The organism is Tropicibacter sp. S64 (genome assembly GCF_049803835.1).
GTDB lineage: Bacteria > Pseudomonadota > Alphaproteobacteria > Rhodobacterales > Rhodobacteraceae > Pacificoceanicola.
This window is the reverse complement of sequence record NZ_JBNAGK010000002.1, coordinates 306,051-324,904: the sequence shown is the minus strand read 5'-3', so window position 1 is coordinate 324,904 and position 18,854 is coordinate 306,051. Positions and strand designations below refer to the sequence as shown.

The window sequence follows — 18,854 nt, the reverse complement described above, 5'->3', positions numbered from 1 at the left end:
ACCCTCGGGGGGGGAGGCCCGGTCCGCAACGCGGCAAACTCTCCAGTGGAGAGTTTGAGGGTCGAACGGGCGAAGCCCGGAAGGGACGGGGCGTCGTCCATTGGTCGCCCGGACCAATGGCGCAACCAAGGACGACCCCCGAGGAAAATTTTGTCCCGGCAAAATTTTGCCCGCCCGTAAGGGCGGTCACCCCGGCATCCGCAGCCGCTTCGAGTTCGACAGCACGATGGCGTCCGCGGCCACGGCGATCACCTGCTGCGCGCCGATCCGGCTGCCGACCTGAACTTCGGTCACCTTGCCGTTCGGCAGGCGAATGAGCGCGTGCGGCGCGTTTTCCTTGCCGAAGACGCCGAGCACCATGGGCTCGGAACCGGGCAGGGTGGCCTCGGTTGTGGCGATGTCCTGCACCTTTGCAGGGGTGTCGCCTTCGGAGGTGACGGCGGGGTCTGTCTTGGCCTTGGCCTGGACAACAAAGGTTTCGGGCCGCGCCTTGGGGCGGAGGGATCTGGTCAGCATCTGATTACTCGAAATTGTCTCATACGCCCGCCGCGCCGGGATCTCCGGGGCGGGCGGGCGGCTGATACCGCTCACGCTGCAGATGCGAAAGAGGGGCCCCGAATGCTCGGCGCCCCTTTGCCTGTTTGCCTGTCCCGCAAGCGGATTTCCGCGGGAGAGGTTAACGAATGGTTACTCCGCCGCCTTCATCTGGAAGCCCTTCTGGATCATGTCCGCCGGTTCCACGGGGTATTCTCCGGAGAAGCAGGCGTCGCAATACTGTGGGCAGGAAGCCTTGCGGCCCTCGGCCTCGCCTACGGCGCGGTAGAGGCCATCGAGCGAAATGAACTTCAGCGAATCGACACCGAGATGCTCGCGCATCTCGTCCTCCGACATGGTCGCCGCCAGCAGTTTCTCGCGCTGGGGCGTGTCGACGCCGTAGAAGCAGGGCCAGGCGGTGGGCGGAGAGGCGATGCGGAAGTGCACTTCGGCGGCACCCGCGTCGAGGATCATCTCCTTGATCTTCCGCGACGTCGTGCCGCGCACCACGGAATCGTCCACTAGGATGACTTTCTTGCCCTGGATCAGCGCCCGATTGACGTTGAGCTTCAGGCGCACGCCCATGTTGCGGATCTGCTCCGTCGGCTCGATGAAGGTGCGGCCCATGTACTGGTTGCGCACGATGCCCATGCCGTAGGGAATACCGCTTTCATGGGCAAAACCGATGGCCGCCGGGGTGCCGCTGTCCGGTACCGGACAGACGAGGTCCGCCTCCACCGGCGCCTCGCGGGCCAGTTCCACGCCGATCTGGCGGCGGGTCTCGTAGACCGAGCGGCCGCCGATGATGCTGTCGGGGCGGGAGAAGTAGACATGTTCGAAGATGCAGAACCGCGAGGGACGCGGGCGGAAGGGGCGCGTCGATTCGATGCCGTGCTTTTCGGAGATGACGACCATCTCGCCCGGCTCGATCTCGCGCACGAACTCCGCGCCGATGATGTCGAGCGCGCAGGTCTCCGACGAGAGCACCCAGCCGTCGCCGATCTTGCCCAGCACCAGCGGGCGCACGCCCAGCGGATCGCGCACACCGATCAGCTTGGTCCGGGTCATGGCAACCACGGAGAAGGCCCCTTCGACCCGGCGCAGCGCATCTTCCATGCGCTCCGGGATGTTGCGCTGCAGCGAACGGGCCATCAGGTGGATGATGCACTCCGAATCGGAGGAGGACTGGAAGATCGAGCCGCGTTCGATCAGCTCCTTCCTCAAGGCATCGGCGTTGGTGATGTTGCCGTTATGGGCAATCGCCGCGCCACCCATGGAAAATTCGCCGAAAAACGGCTGCACATCGCGGATCGCGGTCTGGCCCTTGGAGCCTGCGGTAGAATAGCGCACATGGCCGATGGCGATCGGCCCCGGCAGCGTTTCCATCAGCGATTGCTTGGTGAAATTGTCGCGGACATAGCCGAAACGGCGGGCGGAGTTGAAGCCGTGGTCGGGATGGTGGCAGACGATCCCCCCGGCTTCCTGGCCCCGGTGCTGCAGGGCGTGCAGGCCGAGGGCGACGAAATTCGCCGCATCGGTGACCCCGACAACGCCGAAAACGCCGCATTCCTCGTGCAGCGTGTCGCCCGACATCTCGTCGGCGGCGTAGTCGAAATCGAACGGATGGGCGGGTGGCATAAAGCGGTCGGACAAGAGGCGCTCCGAATCCTGACTGTGCGAGATGGCCCCCACATACTCCCTGAGACGGCGGGTGTCACGAAACGATAACATTTTGTGGGAAATCCATTAAGAAAACCCAAGCCCTCTGAAAGGTTTTTCATCTACGCAAGGTCGTGAGGTGAGAAGTGAGGGTGTGATGTTTCGCCGTAAGAGAGAGATTCAGGAAGGCCCGCAAAACTTTGGGGCGATCATGAAGATGATCGACACGACCATGTGCCGTGTCGAATTCAGCCCGGAAGGCCGGATAAACTGGGCCAACAAACGGTTCCTGGCTCTGTCGGGCTATACGCTCGAGGAACTTCAGGGGCAGGATCGCAGCCTGCTTTGTGCGAACGAGGCGGGGCACGCCGCCAATCCGCCCTGGTGGGAGTCGCTCGACGGGGACAACACGTTCTTCGGCGAATTGCACCTGCGCACCAAATCGGGCGAGATGCGCTGGCTCTCCGCGACGGTGGCGCCAGTGCACGGTCACGACGGCAAAGTCACGCGCTTCATGCAGATTTCCCGCGACATGACCGAGCGCAAGGTCCTGAACGACAGGGTCTGCAAGGCGCTGGAGGCGCTCGGGCAGGGGCGGCTCGACACCCGGATCGCCCTGCCGGACGTCGAAGGGTTCGAGGGCATGGGCGAGTCCTTCAACATGGCCATGACGGCGCTGGAGACGGCGTTCAAGCGGACGCTGACGACGCTGGCCTACCTCAACGACGACGCCCGCGAGCAGATCCTGCGCAACGACGGGTTGGCCAGGGACGTGCGGGCGCAGGCGGAGTACTGCAAGAACGCCCGCGAGTCGATGCTGGCGGCCGACGGGGCGCTGACGGAGATTGCCGGTGAGATCCGCGACAACCTGCAACTGGTCAGCACCAGCAGCGGCCTCGCACAGGAAGGCACGGTCGAAATGCGCAAGGCCAACACGGCGGCGCTGTCGATGCACGACCAGGCAGAGGCCATGATCGAGGTCAACCGCCTGATCGACAGCGTGTCCTTCCAGACGTCGCTTCTGGCGCTCAACGCCGGGATCGAAGCGGCGCGCGCAGGCTCGGCCGGGGCGGGGTTTGCCGTGGTCGCGGCGGAGATCCGGGGCCTCGCGAACCAGGCGGCGGAGGCCTCGCGGGAGATCGCCACCCGCATCGCCGGCATGTCTGACCGGGTCAAGGAAGTGGTCTACTGCGTCGACCGGGGCGACAAGCGACTGAAGGAACTGGCGCAGAGCCTCGATACCGTGTCGAAACGCATCGCCGGGGTTACCGGGATCACGGAGCGTCAGGGCGAGGGGCTGGGCAGCGCGCAGGCGGCGATTGCAGACCTGGTCACCAACCTTGCCGCCTCGGCGGACCGCACGGAGAACCAGACCGCGTTGTCGCAGGAGGCGGCGAAGCGGCTGGAGGAGGTTACGAAGAGCATCCGCGCCATGGTCGGCCCCTTCACCGGCACGTCGGGCACCGCATCGCCGGGCAAGAAAAAAGCGGGATAGGCTTCGCGCCGTCCCGCTCCGCTGACCGTCGCTATGCGCCGGATCAGGCGTCGCTGCCCGGCGTCGTGGCCTCGGTTCCCGGGGCTGCGCAGACGCCGACAAGTTGTTCGTACTGCCCGGTGATCCAGCCGAGCGCCTGTTCCGGGTTCTGTTCCTCGACGCGCGTGGTGAAGCGCGAGAACACCGCCGCCGAACGCGAATCGTCGATCATCGGAATGTCCTGCGCGGTGATCACGGTCTCGTAGACGAAAAATCCGATGGCCACGAGCAAGACGCCGCGCGCGACACCGAAGAAGAAGCCGAGCGCCTGATCGAGGCCACCGAGAGCGGAGCGCTGGATCAGCGAGGAGAACAGCGGTGTGAAGAACGAGGTGACCAGCAGCGCCACGGTGAACACCCCGGCGAAGGCGGCGATGATCGACAGCTCGCAGCTGTCCGAGAGGAACTCGCCGATCACCGGGATTTCCTTGACCAGCGGCTGCACCTGGGGCGCGAACATGGCGGCGAGGATGGCCGCGACGATCCAGCCCGCGATGGCCATGATCTCGCGCACGAGGCCCCGCGAATAGGCCAGCAGCGCCGACAGGACGATGATGACGGCGACGGCGCCGTCGATGATCGTGAAACCTTCCATGCTCTGTGCCCGTCCTCTGGTCGTTCTTCTGTCGTTCGTCTCATGACGTCCCGGCCCGGGTCATCCGGCGCCGAAAACCTCTCCGACAAAGGCGGCGAGATCGCCCATGCGGGTGAGTGTCATCGCCTTGTTCGAAGCCGCCTTGCCGCCTTTGGGCAGGATCGCCGTGGAGAAACCAAGTTTTTGCGCTTCTTTCAACCTGTTTTCGGTCTGGCCCACCGGTCGCAGGGCGCCGGAGAGGCTGATTTCCCCGAAAACCACCGTCTCGGCGGGCAATGCGGCGTCTTCGCGGGCGGAAAGCAGCGCGGCGGCGACGGCGAGATCGGCGGCGGGTTCGCTGATCTTCATGCCGCCCGCGACGTTCAGATAGACATCGAGGCCCGCGAAAGGGATGCCGCAGCGCGATTCGAGCACCGCGAGAATCATCGCGAGCCGCCCGCCATCCCAGCCCACCACGCTGCGCCGGGGCTGGCTGTGCGGCGAGGGCGCGACGAGGGCTTGCAGTTCGACCAGCACGGGCCGCGTGCCCTCGATCCCTGAAAAGACGACGGAGCCGGGGGCGGGCGTGCCGCGTTCGGAGAGGAACAAAGCCGACGGGTTGAGCACCTGCGCCAGCCCCGATCCGGTCATCTCGAACACGCCGATCTCGTCAGCCGGGCCAAAGCGGTTCTTGACGCTGCGGAGGATGCGGAACTGATGGCCGCGCTCGCCCTCGAAGTAGAGCACGGTATCGACCATGTGCTCGACCACGCGCGGCCCGGCGATCTGGCCGTCCTTGGTCACATGACCGACCATGATCACGGCGCTGCCGCGTTTCTTGGCGAAAGAGGTCAGCTCATGGGCGGCGGCGCGGACCTGGGAGACGGAGCCGGGGGCGCTGCCGACGGTATCGGACCACATGGTCTGGATCGAATCGACGATGGCGAGGTCCGGGCGCTCCACGTCGAGCGTCGTGAGGATGTCGCGCAGGCTGGTCTCCGCCGCGAGCTTGACGCTGGCCTGCGCAAGGCCGAGGCGCTGCGCCCGGAGCCGCACCTGTGCACTGGCTTCCTCGCCGGAGATGTAGAGCACTTTCAGCCCGGCCTTGGCAAAGGCCGCGGCGGCCTGCAGCAGCAGGGTCGACTTGCCGATGCCCGGATCGCCGCCGACCAGCACGGCGCTGGCCGGCACGAGGCCGCCGCCGAGAACGCGGTCAAGTTCGTCAAGGCCGGACGCGGTGCGCGGCGGTGGCGCCTCCTGCGTGGCGAGGTCGGTGAGGGGAATGGTGCGGCCCCGGGCGGCGAGGCTCTGCTTGCCGGGGCCTTCGGACAGCGGTTTTTCCTCGACGATGGTGTTCCACTCGCCGCAGCCCTCGCAGCGCCCGGACCACTTGGAAAAGGCCGCGCCGCAGGATTGGCAGACGAAGGTGAGAGACGGTTTGGCCATGACGGCTCCGGACTTGGGCAGGGGTCCGGCGGTTATGGCGCAAACGCGGGGCGGGGCCAATGGGGCAGGTTCGGAAGGGGCGGGGGGCATCCGGCGATCCCGGGCCTGACCCGGGATCTCACGCCGTAAAGTTTCGGATCAAGCAGAGGACCCGGGCGGTGTCCGCGCACGCCCGGGGCGAGGAGTGCCTGCTGATCACTCGGCCGCGCGCTTCTCCCAAAGGGCAACGCCGACTTCTCCTAGCATCGTCTGCACCACCGTCTCGCCACTGTCCTCGTCGTCGTAGAAGTCCGGGACCGGGCGGATCATGCGCTGGCGGACCGGCGGGGTCCTGGCGATTTCCGGCAGAAGTCCGTGCAATTCGTCGCGCAGCCGCTCCAGCTGCGCCTTGGCGACGCTCTCCTCCAGTTCGACCTGTTCGGTCCAGCGGCGGATTTCCACGGCCAGGCCCTTGGCGGCCTCGATTCGCTCGTTGAAGAGGTCGATCTCCTGCTGCCGGGCGATCAGGAAATCCCGGGCCCGGGCGAGGTTGCGGTCGGAGTAGGTGTCGGCGAGTTCGGCGCTGACATGGCTCATCTGTGCGGCGAGTTCGAGAATCGAGGGTTGCAGCTCGGCCAGATCGGGATGGTCGCGCAGGAAGGCGATGCGCTCGCGGATCGAATCGAACTCGCCCTTCATCTGGAACACGCCGGTGCGGTCTGCCGTGTGCGCGAGGGAATAGGCGCGGGCGACGTCCTTCTGGTTCATGTGGAATTTGCGGTGCGAGGTTTCCAGCGCCATCATCCGGGCATTCGCAGGCAGGAAGAAACACAGCAGCACGGCGAGGGCGGTGATGCCCGACTGCACGTAAATCCCGGCCTCGGGATAAGTGACGTCGCCGAAGGCCAGACTGAGCGACAGCCAGGGCGCATGACCAAGGGCCGAGGCCCCGGTATAGGCAAGCAGGCCGAGCGCGGCGCAGGCAATCGCGACGAAGGCGATCCGCTGCAAGGCCATGCGAATCAACTCGGCGGCGGCGCGGATGTGCAAGACCATTTTTGACCCAAGCCCCTAAAATCCATCAAAGAAACGGCGAACATCGGCAAGTTTATGCCGATGGCCTATTAACACAAAGGACTTTATTCAGGAACGGTCTGTTTCCAAATCCGGGATTTCCGGGCTTGCATCGGGTTTCTTGCTCTCCAGTGCGCCGAGCAGGATGGACGTTAGGATGCAGGCGGTGAAGAGGTAGAGACCCCAGGCGGTCTCGATCCGGCCAACGCCGATACCCTTGGAAAGGGTGATGTAGAGCGCGACGAGGAAGATGTCGGCCATGGCGAACTTGCCCAGCAGGTTGATCGCGGGCAGGGCGCGGCGGTCGAGCAGGTGAAACTGCACCAGTGCGAGCCCCAGCGTCTTCAGCATCGGCGCGAAGAGGGCGAAGACGGTCACGAGGAGGGCGAGGAAGATATCCGTGCCCCAAAGGCTTTGCAGGCCGGAGATCACGGAAATCTCGCTCAGGCCGAACAGCGGCAGCAGCCCGGCACGCAGCAGCGGCGCGAACCAGGCGACGGGGTAGGCGATCAGCAGCGCGAGGTTCAGCCAGCGGATCATGACGCATACCAGGCGAAGCCGAGAAGGGTCAGGAGCAGCAGCGTGTGGGCGGCATCGAGCCAGCGTTTCCGGGACGTCTTGAGGAAGCCCGACAGGACGAAGAACGCCGACGGGAAGAGCAGCGCGGTGAGGCCGCCGCCGTGGCGCATGAGCCCGTCGGCGCGGAGGTAGAGCGGGCCGCTGTTCAACCCCGCCGCCGGGGCGAAGATCACCGCCAGTCCGGCCAGCGCGAGGACCAGCGCGGCGAGCGCGGGCCAGCGGGCAGGGCCGGGATCGCGCAGGACGCGGATCAGGGCGAGGACGGCAAGGACTTCGAGGTAGATGAATGCCTTGAAGAACAGGAACCAGAGCAACACCGGGTCCGGTTGCAGGAAATTCATCGCACGGCCTCGATCGGTCCCTCGGCGCGGCCCGCGATGAACTGGTCGAGGTAGGGATCGCCGGAGGCGTCCATCCGGCTGACCGGCCCGGTCCACTGGATTACTCCGCCGTGCAGCATCGCCACGTTGTCCGCGATGGCCCGGACGGAGGTCATGTCATGGGTGATGGTCATGGCGGTCGCGCCCATTTCCACGACGATCTCGCGGATCAGGTCGTTGATGACACCGGACATGATCGGATCGAGGCCGGTTGTCGGCTCGTCGAAGAAAATGATCTCCGGCTCGGCGGCGATGGCGCGGGCAAGGCCGACGCGCTTTTGCATGCCTCCCGAGAGTTCCGCCGGGAAACGGTCCGCCACGTCCGGCTTGAGGCCGACGCGGCGGAGCTTCTCGATGGCGATTTCCCGCGCTTCGTTCTTCGGGCGCTTCAGCGAGCCGCGCAACAGGCGGAAGGCGACGTTCTGCCAGACGGTGAGGGAATCGAAGAGCGCACCGCCCTGGAACAGCATCCCGAAGCGGGCGAGGAAGGCATCGCGGTCACCCTTGGTCACGTCGTTGCCGTCGAGGGTGATGAGGCCTGAATCGGGGGTCACGAGGCCGAGGACGGATTTCAGAAGGACGGATTTGCCCGTCCCGGAGCCGCCGATGATGACCATGGAGGTGCCCTTGGGGATGGTGAGGTTCACCCCTTTCAGAACGGCGTTGGTGCCGAAGGTCTTGTGGACGTCTCTCAGTTCGATCATGCGCCGTTTTCCTCGAAGGAAAACGGAACGAAATCTTTCGAAGATTTCGGGGACAGGCGGCAAGTCATAGCGAGAAGAACACCCCCGTCAGCAGGAAGTTGGCGGCGAGGATCAACACGGCGGCGGCCTCGACCGAGCCTTTGGTCGCGCGGCCCACGCCTTGGGCACCGCGCCCCGAGTTCATGCCGTAATAGCAGCCCATGAGCGCCGCGATGCCGCCGAAAGCGCAGCCCTTGACCAGGGACGAGATGATGTCGAGCGGTTCGAGGAAATCGACGGTGTTCTTGATGTAGGCGGCGGCGTTGAAACCGAGCGAGCCGGTGGCGACGGCATAGCCGCCGAAGATGCCGATGACATCGCCGACGGCGACGAGGCAAGGCACGACCAGAAGCGCGGCGAGCACGCGCGGAGCGGCGAGGTATTTCATCGGGTGAGTCGAGAGGGTGACCAGCGCGTCGATCTGCTCGGTCACCTTCATGGTGGCGATCTCGGCGGCAATGCTGGACGTCACCCGCGCCGCGATCATGAGGCCGACCAGCACGGGGCCAAGCTCGCGCACCATGCCGATGGCGACGATCTGCGGCACCACGGCTTCGGCGTTGAAACGGGCACCGCCGGCGTAGATCTGAAGCGCCAGCGCGGCGCCGGTGAAGATGGCGGTCAGGCCCACCACCGGCAGCGACAGCCAGCCGATGTTCAGCAGCGCATAGGCCAGTTCGCGTCCGTAGAAGGGCGGCGTGAGCATGTGGCGCAGGGTTGCCAGCGCGAAGAGCGTGACACGGCCGATGGCCGAGAGGAAGTCGAGCGCGGTCCGTCCGAGCGCACCGAGGGGTGCCAGAAGGATCATGCGCCGGTGTACTCGCGGGTGTAGCGCAGGCCGAGCGAGGTCAGCACCTCGTAGCCGATGGTCCCGGCCCAGTCGGCGAGGGTGTCGACGGACTGGTTCAGGCCCAGCAGCTCCAGCGCCTCCGGCTCGAAGTCCAGCGCCGTGACATCGACGCCGATCAGGTCCATGGACACACGCCCGAGGATCTTGCAGCGCTGCTCTCCGGCCCAGAGGTAACCCTCCGGCCCGATGGCGCGCAGGATGCCGTCGGCATAGCCCCCGGCAATGGTCGCGACGCGCATGGGCCGGGGCGCGACAAACGTGTTGCCGTAGCCGACGGTCTCGCCCGGCTCTACCTCGCGCAGCTGGATCACGGGGATCGTCAGGGTCACCACCGGGCGGGCATCGACGAAGGGCAGGCCGCCGTAGAGGCCGATGCCTGGGCGGACCACGTCGAAGTGATAGTCGCGGCCAAGCAGGATGCCGCCGGTGGCCGAGAAGCTGCGCGGCACGTCGATGCCGTCGGTCATGGCGCGGAACGCCTGCAACTGGTGCGCATTCATCGGGTGATCCGGCTCGTCGGCGCAGGCAAGATGGCTCATCAGAAGCGTCGGGCTCTGCGCCAGCGCGATGTCGCGCAGGGCGCTCCACTCTGCGGGCTCCATGCCGAGCCGGTTCATGCCGCTGTCGAGCTGGATGCCGAAGGGGTGGCCCGGCAGGCTTTCGACGTGGCGCAGCATCTGGTCGATGGAGTTGATCATCGGCGTCAGTTTCGCGCCGCCGATCATTTCCGCATCCCCGTCCATATGTCCGGAAAACACGTTGATCTCCGGTCCGGGGCCCAGGATGCGGCGCAGGTGGGCGCCTTCCTCGGCAACGGCGACGAAGAACCGGCGCGCACCTGCGGCGGCCAAAGCCGGGGCGACGCGGTCCACGCCGAGCCCGTAGGCATTGGCCTTGACCACAGCGCCGGCCTCGGCGTCGGTCCTGCCCGCGAGGGCGTTCCAGTTGGCGCAGAGGGCGCCGAGATCGATCGAAAGACGTGCTTGTGCCATGGAACCCGTGTTTGGCATGCGCCGCTGTCGCGTCAAGGGGGAAATGCGCCGCATGGGGAGCGGGACGTCCCCTTCATCATCGCGCCTTGTGGGCCGCGGTCCCGGGCGCTACTGCTTGGGGCATGACCGAGTTTGACCAGGCCTTGCAGGCAAAGATAGACGGAAAAACCAAGCCCCTCGGGGCCTTGGGGCAGATCGAGATCGTGGCGGCCAAGGCCGCGCGGCTGCAGCAGCGGCTCGATCCGGTGATGGAGCGGGCGCGGCTGGTGATCTTTGCCGGCGACCATGGCATCGCCCGGTCGGGGGTTTCCGCCTATCCGGTGGAGGTGACGCGCCAGATGGTGCTGAACTTCGCCCGGGGCGGTGCGGCTGCGAACGTCTTTTCCCGCGTCGGGGGCCTCGACCTCGCGGTGGTCAATGCCGGGGTGGTCGGCGGGCGTTTCGACATCCCGCAGGTGCGCGACGAGCCGCTGGGCGAGGGCACCGGAAACAGCGTGATCGGTCCGGCGATGAGCCGCGCCACCTGCGAGAAGGCCATTGCCATCGGCCGCGCGATCGGCGCGGAGGGCGACTGGCAGGCCTGCGCCTTCGGCGAGATGGGGATTGGCAACACCTCCGCCGCGGCTCTGGTCGCGCATCGGCTGACGGAAGCGTCGCTGACCGCGTTGGTCGGACGCGGTGCGGGGCTGGACGACGACGGGCTGATCCGCAAGCACGAGACGCTGACCAAGGCGAGCAAACGCGTGCCCGGGGTGCTCGGCCCGGTGCAGGCGCTGGCTGAGTTCGGCGGCTTCGAGATCGCCATGATGGCCGGCGCCATGCTCGGCGCGGCGGCAGCCCGGCGCATGGTTCTGGTGGACGGCTACATCGCGTCCGTTGCCGCGCTGGCGGCGGCGCGGATCGAGCCTGCGGCGCGTGAGGCGATGATCTTCTGTCACCTGTCCGGCGAGCCGGGGCACCGGGTGGTGCTCGACACGCTCGCCGCGAAGCCACTGTTGCAGCTTGATATGCGGCTCGGCGAGGGGACCGGCGCGGCGCTGGCCTGGCCCCTGGTCAAGGCGTCGGTTGCGATGCTGAACGAGATGGCCTCCTTTGCGGAAGCGGGCGTGTCGGAGGCGGAATGAAATACGAGCGACCGCTGGAGACGACGCTGTTCCTGCTGGCGGTGCAGTTCCTGACCCGCATCCCGGTGCCGCGCGATCTCGAATTTTCCGACGACCTGCTGGTGCGGGCGACGAAGTATTACCCGGCGGTGGGGCTGTGTGTCGGGGTGATCGGCGCCGCGGTGCTGTGGATCGGCGGGACCGTGGTGCCGCAGCCGGTGGCGGTGCTGCTCTCCATGGCGGCGACGATCCTGGTCACCGGCGCCTTCCACGAGGACGGGCTGGCGGATGCGGCGGACGGGCTTGGCGGCGGGCTGACGCGGGACAAGGCGCTCTCCATCATGCGCGATTCCCGCATCGGCACTTATGGCGCGGTGACGCTGGGCATGACGCTGGCGCTGAAGGCGGCGATGCTGATGACGCTGCCGGAGGTGACCGCCGGGGCCTTGCTGATCGCGGGCCATGCCATCAGCCGCATGGCGGTCGTGCATGTGATCGCGACTACCGATTACGCCCGCGAACACGGCGCGAAGTTCACCGTGCCGACGGTGACGCCGGAGGGCTATCGCGTGGCGCTGGCCTGGTCGGTGGCGGTGCTGATCGGTCTTGCCTTTGCCATCGGCCTTGTCTCCGCGCTGCTGGTCTTCGTCGGTGCCACCCTCTGCGGGCAGGCGTTCCGGCTGATCTACCTGCGCAAGCTCGGCGGCTACACGGGCGATTGCCTGGGCGGGACCCAGCAGATCGCCGAGGCCGGGGCCCTGCTGGCCGTGTCGATTTGGCTCTGACCCTGCTGCGGCACACCCGGCCCGAGGGGGCGGAGGGGCTGTGCTATGGCGTGAGCGACCTGCCGCTGGCGGTGGCGTTCGAGCAGGACCTGCAGGGGGTTCTTGAGCGTCTGCCGGAGGTGTCCGGCATCGTGACCTCGCCCTTGCAGCGCTGCCGGACACTGGCGGAGCGGATCGGGGGGCACCTGTCACTCGGGGTTGCCGTGTCGGAGCACTGGCGGGAGATGGACTTCGGACGCTGGGAGGGGACGCCGTGGGACGCGATCCCCCGCGCGGAGCTTGACCAATGGGCCGGGGATTTCCACGGCTTTGACGGGCATGGCGGCGAGAGCGTCTCGGCGCTGCGTGCCCGCGTGGCGGCGGGGCTGGACGCCGCGCAGGACGGCACGCTGATCGTCACCCACATGGGCTGCATCAAGGCCGCCTTTGTTCTGCGCGGCGATCCCGCCGGTTGGGATGCCCGTCTGCCGTTCGGCGGGATGGTGACGCTTTAGCGCCGTTCGATCCGCAGCCAGATACCGTCCCGGCTGCGCACCGTCAGATGCGCCTCCGGCACCGGAACCCGGTCCGGCAGGGCCGTCACCTTGAGGTCGCGCAGGAGCAGCGCCAGCAGCAGCGGCCCCTCGACCATGGCGAATCCCGCCCCGGTGCAGACCCGCGCCCCGGCGGAGAAGGGGATATAGGCCTCGCGTCCGCAGGTCTTGCCGTTCTCCGTCTGCCATCGCGCGGGATCAAAGCCGTCGGGGTTGTCCCACAACCTTTCGTGCCGATGCAGGTGCCAGGGGGAGAGCACCACCTGCGCACCCTTCGGCAGGGAGCGGTTGCGGAATTGTTCCGGGCAGGCGGCCTCGCGCACCATCATCGGCACGGGCGGATAGAGGCGCAGCGCCTCGCGGAAGACATCGCGGCTGACCTTGAGTTTCGAGACATCGGAGAAATCCCCGGTCAACGCCTGCGCTTCTTCGGCGACGCGGTCCTGCCACGCCGGATGCGTGGCGAGCAGGTAGAGCGCCCAGGCCAGCGCGGAGGCGGAGGTCTCATGCCCGGCGAGGAAGAAGATCGCCACCTGATCGACCATTTCCGGGGCGCTGAAGGTCTCGCCCGTCTGCGGGTCCGCCGTGGTCATAATCTTCGTAGCCAGATCGTCGGGCGCGGTGCCCGCTGCGATCTGCCTCTGCCGCTCTTCGGTCATCTTCGTGATCAGCGCCCGGATGCGCTGCGCGGTGGCGCGGGTGTCCTTGCGAAAGAACCGCGGAAACAGGCGCGGCAGCGGGACAAAGGCGGCGAGGTTCAGGATCGGCTGGCTGCGCTGGTAGGTGCGGAACTCCTGGAAGACAGCCTGCGCCGTGGCGTCCTCGATGGGGAGCGAGAACAGCGAGCGGAAGATCACATCGGCGGCGGCATGGGAGGTCTCCGCCTCGATTTCGACGGTCTCGCCGCTGCGGGCGAGGAGCCGCAGGCGGGCGGCCTCAGCGGCCTTCCACATCGCGGGCCAGGTTTCGCGCAGCCGTCCGCCCTCGAATGCCGGGTCGATGATGCGGCGCTGGCGCTGCCATTCCGCGCCATTGGTCAGGAAGACGGAGTTGCCGAGCAGCGGGCGCAGCCCCTCCGAGATGCGGGCCGACTTGGGGAAATCGAGCGGGCGATCCTTCAGCACGGTCTTCACCAGGTCCGGTTGGTTGATCAGGAAACTGCGGAAGAACGGCGTCCGGAATTCCGCCATCCAGGCGCGGTAGAGCCGCGCAGGCTGGGCACTGAGGATATCCTTGCGGAAGAGTTTGACATAGCGCCAGAGGGAGACGCGATCCGGCCGCGCGTCGGGTTTCGGCGGGATCATGGCGCGGTGCTCGTGAATTTCGAGACAGCGCGGTCGATGCGGCTCGCAGAGGCCGGCCGGCCGGCGTAGCGCGTGGCGAGAGTGATCGGCCCGGCGGTGATGCGGAAATAGTCGTAGTCGAGCGGCGCGTCGAAAGCGCAGAGGTACTGGAAGTGTAGCCGGAAGAAGCGCCAGCGCAGGGCTTTCCAGCGCTCCGGGCTGAGCGATCTGGTGAATTGCGCGGAGAAGACGAGCGGCCAGCGTTTGTCCGCTGGCGCGACGCCGGAGACGCTGACCGGATCGCAGAGCGCGAAGGCGCAGCCATCTCCGGGGGCGGTGACGTCGACCCAGGTGAGCTCATCGCGGGCGGAGAGGTAGGCGAGATCGGCGCGCAGCCGGTGCGCGTTGCGCAGGAAGGAGACCATCGGGACCACCTGCCCGAGGCTGAGGAAGGCCAGGGTCGGTCCGGTCTCCGGAACCCGTCCGGACCGGATCAGGTCGGCGAGGATCGACACCGCGAGATGCGCCCCGGAGGAATGGCCGACGACAAGCACCTCGTCGGTGTCCGTACGCAGGGCCTCGGCGATGGTGTCGGTGAAGGTGGTGATGCGCGCCTCCAGCTCCGGCGGGTTCGCACCCTTGTGCTGCGCCGAATAGGCGTAGTCGTGCATGAGGTAATAGGCAAAGATCCTGCCGTCCTTCTTCTTGAACCAGCGCAGCAGCAGCCCGCCGAGCACCACACCGAGCGCCGCGCCCAGCACCGGGGTGATGCCGCCGACCGGCGGCAGAGACCGGCTCAGGGCAAAGACGCCCCATGCCAGAAGCAGCGCGATCATCAGTTGCAGGAGCAGCATCCCGATAGGGTAGAGCGCCGCGATCACCGGCCCCTTGCGCAGGCGCATCAGCCGCCAGAGTGCGCCGGAGCCGATGTATTCCGCCGCCGTACGGAACAGCTGGGCGTAGGTGGCGGGGATCGAGCTGTCCATGCTGCCGCGCACGATGTCGGACCAGACGAGCACCGCGACATCCGCCTGCGTCTCCAGCCCGTCCATCCGGCCTGTCGCGTGCCAGCCGTAGTTGGCGCCTTTCGGCGCGGGCGTGAGGGTCAGGTCATAGCCGGAAATCCGCGCCTGCTCCGCGGCTTCCTTGCGATAGAGTTCGCGGTAGCGGCGGGGATGAATCGGATCGTAGCCGGGGATGTAGAACACCCGGCGGTGGCGGACCTCCTGCGCCTGTCCTGTCTGTGCCTGCTCCGCGCCCATGCCCCGCGCCTTTCTGCCTCGCGGCAGGCTAGACGCGTTTTCCGGCAAGAGTAAGGCTTTGGTTTGGCGCGGCGGCTGTAGGGCGGGGCTGTGCCCCGCTCAGCGCGACGGTTTATCCGAGCGCTCCCAGCGCCGGGAAGGTGTCCAGCAGCCAGAACGACAGAGCGGAAAAGCCCCCGGTCAGCATCAGGAGGCCGATGGTCCAGAGCAGCAATCCCATGGCCCGCTCGATCTGTTCCATGTGCCGCTTCATCCAGGCCATCGCCCCGGTCAGGCGCGGCAGGAAGGCCGCGACCAGCAGGAAGGGAATGCCCAGCCCCGCCGCGTAGACGCCAAGGAGAAGGGTGCCCCGCGACAGGGACGCCTCCGAGGCCGCCAGCGACAGGATCGCGCCCAGTTGCGGGCCGATGCAGGGCGTCCAGCCGAAGGCAAAGGCCAGACCGAGGATATAGGCACCAAAGGCGCTGCCGCCCCGGTCCCCGGCATCGAGCCGCGCCTCCCGGTCGAGGAATCCGATCCGGTAGACCCCGACGAAATGCGCGCCGAAGATCATCACGATCACCCCGGCGGCGGTATTGAACCAGCCCTGGTATTGCAGCAGCGCGGTCCCGGCGGCGGAGGCGGCAAAGCCGAGCAGCAGGAAGACCGTGGAGAGGCCAAGGACGAAGAACAGCGCCGCGAGCAGCGCCTTGCCCCGGGCACCGTCGCTGTTCATGTCGCTCATCGACACGCCGGACATATAGGCGAGATAGGGCGGCACCACCGGCAGCACGCAGGGCGAGAGGAACGAAATGAGCCCGGCCAGCAGCGCCACGACGGCGGCCGGCAGGAGCGAGGCATCCATGATCTCGATTCCGAACATGGCCATGGCATAGGCGATTGCGCGGCCTCCGTCACGGCATCAAACGGTCACATGTGCGTTGGGGCTTTTCCTTTGGCGCGCGCGGGTCTATCTGCGCGGGCATGGAACACGAACTCGACGCCATCGGTCTGCTGTGCCCGCTGCCCGTCCTGAAGGCCCGCAAGCGGCTTCAGGCGTTGGCGAGCGGCGATGTTCTGCGGGTGCTGACGGACGATCCCGCGGCTATCATCGACATGCCGCACTTCTGCGCAGAGGCCGGGCACACGCTGCTGGATCAGCGCGAAGTGGGTGCAACCATGGTCTGGCGGATAAGGAAGGGCTGAGAGTCAGCGCGGTGCCCCCTGGCTTCTCTGGTCCTGAAATACCTGGGGGTCCGGGGGCAAAGCCCCCGAAAACAAGATTTTATCCCGGCAAAATCTTCGCCCGGTCCGGGCAATCACGTCCAGTCGAAGAACCCCGGTCCCGCCTGCGTCAGCAGCCGGTTCGCCAGCTCATGGCCCATCTGCGGGCCGTCCGTCGCCGGTCCCGTGATCTCGCCGGCAAAGGCCGCTGACCCGTCCGGGCGCAGGATTTCGCCGCGCAGCCGCAGCATCGCGCCGTCCAGCTCCGCCAGGGCGGCAATCGGCGTCTCGCAGGAGCCGTCCAGCGCCGCGAGGAAGGACCGCTCCGCCGCCAGCCGAAGCGCGGTGTCGCCGTCATGGATCGCCGCCAGCATCAAAGCCACGCGGCCATCGTCCGACCGGCGCTCGATCCCGATGGCGCCCTGCGCCACCGCGGGCAGCATGTCGTCCGGGTCGATGGGCGATTTCGGGACATCGTCCATGGCCATCCGGTTCAACCCGGCCATGGCGAGGAAGGTGGCCTGCGCCACGCCGTCCCCGAGTTTCTTCAGCCGGGTCTGAACATTTCCCCGGAATTCGACGACCTTGAGGTCTGGCCTGCGCGCCAGCAGCTGCGCCCGCCGCCGGAGCGAGGATGTCCCGACCACCGCGCCTTCTGGCAGATCCCGCAACCCGCCGCCAGACAACGTGATGAACGCATCCCGCGTGTCCTCCCGGGGCAGATAGCAATCCAGAACCAGCCCGTCGGGTTGCACCGTCGGCATGTCCTTCATCGAATGCACCGCGATGTCGATGTCTCCGGCGAGCATCGCCTCCTCGATTTCCTTGGTGAAGAGGCCCTTGTTGCCGATCTCCTTCAGCGGGCGGTCCGCGGCGATCAGGGCGCGGTCGTCGCCTGTCGTCTTGATGACGACGATTTCGAACGCCGCCTGCGGCAGATCATGCGCCGCCATCAGCCGCGCCCGCGTTTCGTGCGCCTGCGCCAGGGCGAGGGGGGAGCCACGGGTGCCGATACGAAGCGGCGCGTGTTCGGAGGGAAGATCCTGTGTCATGACTTGTTCTTATGTCGCGGCAAAGCCGGTGGCAATGGCGCCGGAATTGACATATTGCCGCCAGTAATGACCGAGGAGGCCCCGATGACCAAGACGATCCTGCGCGCCCTTGCGGGCGAGACGCTGCCGACACCGCCAATCTGGATGATGCGGCAGGCGGGGCGTTACCTGCCGGAATACCGCGCGACGCGGGCCGAGGCCGGGGATTTCCTGTCGCTCTGCTACAACCCGGATCTCGCCACCGAGGTCACCCTCCAGCCGATCCGCCGCTACGGCTTCGATGCGGCGATCCTGTTCGCTGACATCCTGCTGTTGCCGCAGGCGCTGGGCGCGGAGCTGTGGTTCGTCACCGGCGAGGGGCCGCGCCTCTCGACCATCCGGTCGCAGGCCGATTTCGACAAGCTTGGCCGCGGCAAGATGATCCATGACACCCTCGCACCGGTCTACCAGACGGTTGCAAATCTCTCGAAGGCCCTGCCGGATGAGACCACCCTCATCGGTTTCGCGGGGGCGCCCTGGACCGTGGCCACCTACATGATCGCGGGTCGCGGTACGCCCGATCAAGGCCCCGCCCACGCGCTGAAGGCCGAGAACCGCCCGCTTTTCGAGGCGATCATCGACCGTCTGACCGAGGCCACCGTCGACTACCTCTCCGAACAGGTGAAGGCCGGCGCCGAAGTGGTCAAGCTCTTCGACAGCTGGGCCGGCTCGCTGGAAGGCGACGACTTCGACCGGTACTGCACGCGGCCCGCGCAGATCATCACCACCGAACTCAAGTCCCGCTTCCCCGGCTTGCCGGTCATCGCCTTCCCGCGTCAGGCGGGGGACAAGTACATCGGCTTCCACGCCGCCACCGGGGCGGACTGCGTTGCGATCGACGATTCGGTCACCCCCGAATGGGCCGCCGACCACGTCCAGCCCGGCGGCTGCGTCCAGGGCAACCTCGCCAGTCGTCACATGGTCACCGGCGGGCAGGACCTTGTCGACGAAACCCGGCGCGTCGTGAAGGCTTTCTCCGGCGGTCCGCACATTTTCAACCTCGGCCATGGCATCACGCCGGACGCCGATCCCGAGAACGTGCAACTGATGATCGACACCGTTCGCGGCAAGGCCTGACGGCCGGGCAGGGGCGCCGGTCCCCTGTTTCTTCTCTTTCACAAATACTCCGGGGGCGTCGCCGTCAGGCGACTGGGGGCTGCGCCCCCACGGCGGCTCCGCAGGAGCCGCCGCCGGTCGCCGCGCAACCCGCGGCGAAACCCCTGCGCGTCCCCCCGGAGAGTTTCTCGCGC

At 67.1% G+C, this 18,854-nt stretch carries 20 protein-coding genes; 6 read left to right on the top strand and 14 right to left on the bottom strand.

Features of this window, described 5'->3' with window-relative positions; genetic code table 11:
* Positions 1-186 precede the first annotated feature (186 nt).
* Together ACP159_RS04780 and purF are read right to left on the bottom strand one after the other, a co-directional pair.
* The gene (locus tag ACP159_RS04780; RefSeq protein WP_425098492.1) at positions 187-516 is read right to left on the bottom strand and encodes a hypothetical protein; all 330 of its coding nucleotides are present in this window, start codon (positions 514-516) and stop codon (positions 187-189) included.
* 171 nt (positions 517-687) lie between these two features.
* Positions 688-2,172 (bottom strand): amidophosphoribosyltransferase, encoded by a 1,485-nt coding sequence (gene purF / locus ACP159_RS04775; RefSeq protein ID WP_425098682.1) that lies wholly within the window; start codon positions 2,170-2,172, stop codon positions 688-690.
* Positions 2,173-2,404: 232 nt separating this feature from the next.
* Here purF and ACP159_RS04770 point away from each other — a divergent pair, with 232 nt between their 5' ends.
* On the top strand, positions 2,405-3,688 hold the full coding sequence (locus tag ACP159_RS04770) for a methyl-accepting chemotaxis protein (protein WP_425098491.1): 1,284 nt from the start codon (positions 2,405-2,407) through the stop codon (positions 3,686-3,688).
* Positions 3,689-3,731: 43 nt separating this feature from the next.
* Here ACP159_RS04770 and ACP159_RS04765 read toward each other — a convergent pair whose 3' ends face one another.
* From ACP159_RS04765 to alr, 8 genes are all read right to left on the bottom strand, one after another.
* A complete protein-coding gene (locus ACP159_RS04765) occupies positions 3,732-4,322 on the bottom strand; it encodes a CvpA family protein (RefSeq protein WP_425098490.1) in 591 nt (196 codons plus the stop codon).
* Positions 4,323-4,382: 60 nt separating this feature from the next.
* Entirely contained in the window at positions 4,383-5,747 is a 1,365-nt protein-coding gene (radA, locus tag ACP159_RS04760; protein WP_425098489.1) for a DNA repair protein RadA, read from the bottom strand.
* 195 nt (positions 5,748-5,942) lie between these two features.
* A complete protein-coding gene (locus ACP159_RS04755) occupies positions 5,943-6,782 on the bottom strand; it encodes a DNA repair protein (protein ID WP_425098488.1) in 840 nt (279 codons plus the stop codon).
* Positions 6,783-6,869: 87 nt separating this feature from the next.
* A complete protein-coding gene (locus ACP159_RS04750) occupies positions 6,870-7,340 on the bottom strand; it encodes a paraquat-inducible protein A (protein WP_425098487.1) in 471 nt (156 codons plus the stop codon).
* On the bottom strand, positions 7,337-7,720 hold the full coding sequence (locus ACP159_RS04745) for a hypothetical protein (protein WP_425098486.1): 384 nt from the start codon (positions 7,718-7,720) through the stop codon (positions 7,337-7,339). Before ACP159_RS04745 ends, ACP159_RS04750 begins: the two co-directional genes overlap by 4 nt.
* Positions 7,717-8,463, bottom strand: a complete 747-nt coding sequence (locus ACP159_RS04740) for an ABC transporter ATP-binding protein (RefSeq protein WP_425098485.1) — start codon at positions 8,461-8,463, stop codon at positions 7,717-7,719. The genes ACP159_RS04745 and ACP159_RS04740 overlap by 4 nt, the downstream gene beginning before the upstream one ends.
* A gap of 64 nt (positions 8,464-8,527) precedes the next feature.
* Positions 8,528-9,310 (bottom strand): MlaE family ABC transporter permease, encoded by a 783-nt coding sequence (locus ACP159_RS04735; RefSeq protein ID WP_425098484.1) that lies wholly within the window; start codon positions 9,308-9,310, stop codon positions 8,528-8,530.
* Entirely contained in the window at positions 9,307-10,344 is a 1,038-nt protein-coding gene (gene alr / locus ACP159_RS04730; protein WP_425098483.1) for an alanine racemase, read from the bottom strand. Before alr ends, ACP159_RS04735 begins: the two co-directional genes overlap by 4 nt.
* A gap of 122 nt (positions 10,345-10,466) precedes the next feature.
* Here alr and cobT point away from each other — a divergent pair, with 122 nt between their 5' ends.
* Genes cobT through ACP159_RS04715 form a run of 3 tightly spaced genes read left to right on the top strand, consistent with a single transcriptional unit; the run spans position 10,467 to position 12,726 of the window.
* Positions 10,467-11,468: a nicotinate-nucleotide--dimethylbenzimidazole phosphoribosyltransferase gene (gene cobT, locus ACP159_RS04725; protein ID WP_425098482.1), complete on the top strand. Its 1,002-nt coding sequence runs from the start codon at positions 10,467-10,469 to the stop codon at positions 11,466-11,468.
* On the top strand, positions 11,465-12,232 hold the full coding sequence (locus ACP159_RS04720; protein ID WP_425098481.1) for an adenosylcobinamide-GDP ribazoletransferase: 768 nt from the start codon (positions 11,465-11,467) through the stop codon (positions 12,230-12,232). Before cobT ends, ACP159_RS04720 begins: the two co-directional genes overlap by 4 nt.
* Positions 12,223-12,726 carry a histidine phosphatase family protein gene (locus ACP159_RS04715; RefSeq protein ID WP_425098480.1) on the top strand — a complete coding sequence of 168 codons (504 nt, stop codon included), beginning with the start codon at positions 12,223-12,225 and terminating at the stop codon, positions 12,724-12,726. Before ACP159_RS04720 ends, ACP159_RS04715 begins: the two co-directional genes overlap by 10 nt.
* On the opposite strand, the gene ACP159_RS04710 is transcribed toward ACP159_RS04715, so the two are convergent.
* From ACP159_RS04710 to ACP159_RS04700, 3 genes are all read right to left on the bottom strand, one after another.
* Positions 12,723-14,069 (bottom strand): cytochrome P450, encoded by a 1,347-nt coding sequence (locus ACP159_RS04710; protein ID WP_425098479.1) that lies wholly within the window; start codon positions 14,067-14,069, stop codon positions 12,723-12,725. The genes ACP159_RS04715 and ACP159_RS04710 overlap by 4 nt on opposite strands.
* Positions 14,066-15,310: a hypothetical protein gene (locus ACP159_RS04705; RefSeq protein ID WP_425098478.1), complete on the bottom strand. Its 1,245-nt coding sequence runs from the start codon at positions 15,308-15,310 to the stop codon at positions 14,066-14,068. The genes ACP159_RS04710 and ACP159_RS04705 overlap by 4 nt, the downstream gene beginning before the upstream one ends.
* Positions 15,311-15,422: 112 nt before the next feature.
* The gene (locus ACP159_RS04700) at positions 15,423-16,172 is read right to left on the bottom strand and encodes a cytochrome c biogenesis CcdA family protein (RefSeq protein WP_425098681.1); all 750 of its coding nucleotides are present in this window, start codon (positions 16,170-16,172) and stop codon (positions 15,423-15,425) included.
* A gap of 101 nt (positions 16,173-16,273) precedes the next feature.
* Between ACP159_RS04700 and ACP159_RS04695 the strand changes: the two genes are divergently transcribed.
* Complete coding sequence (locus ACP159_RS04695; RefSeq protein WP_425098477.1) at positions 16,274-16,495, top strand: sulfurtransferase TusA family protein; 222 nt, start codon at positions 16,274-16,276, stop codon at positions 16,493-16,495.
* 113 nt (positions 16,496-16,608) lie between these two features.
* On the opposite strand, the gene hemC is transcribed toward ACP159_RS04695, so the two are convergent.
* The gene (gene hemC / locus ACP159_RS04690; RefSeq protein ID WP_425098476.1) at positions 16,609-17,565 is read right to left on the bottom strand and encodes a hydroxymethylbilane synthase; all 957 of its coding nucleotides are present in this window, start codon (positions 17,563-17,565) and stop codon (positions 16,609-16,611) included.
* Between the two features lie 84 nt (positions 17,566-17,649).
* On the opposite strand from hemC, the gene hemE reads away from it, so the two are divergent.
* Positions 17,650-18,681, top strand: coding sequence for a uroporphyrinogen decarboxylase (gene hemE / locus ACP159_RS04685; protein ID WP_425098475.1), 1,032 nt, complete (start codon positions 17,650-17,652; stop codon positions 18,679-18,681).
* Positions 18,682-18,854: the final 173 nt, after the last annotated feature.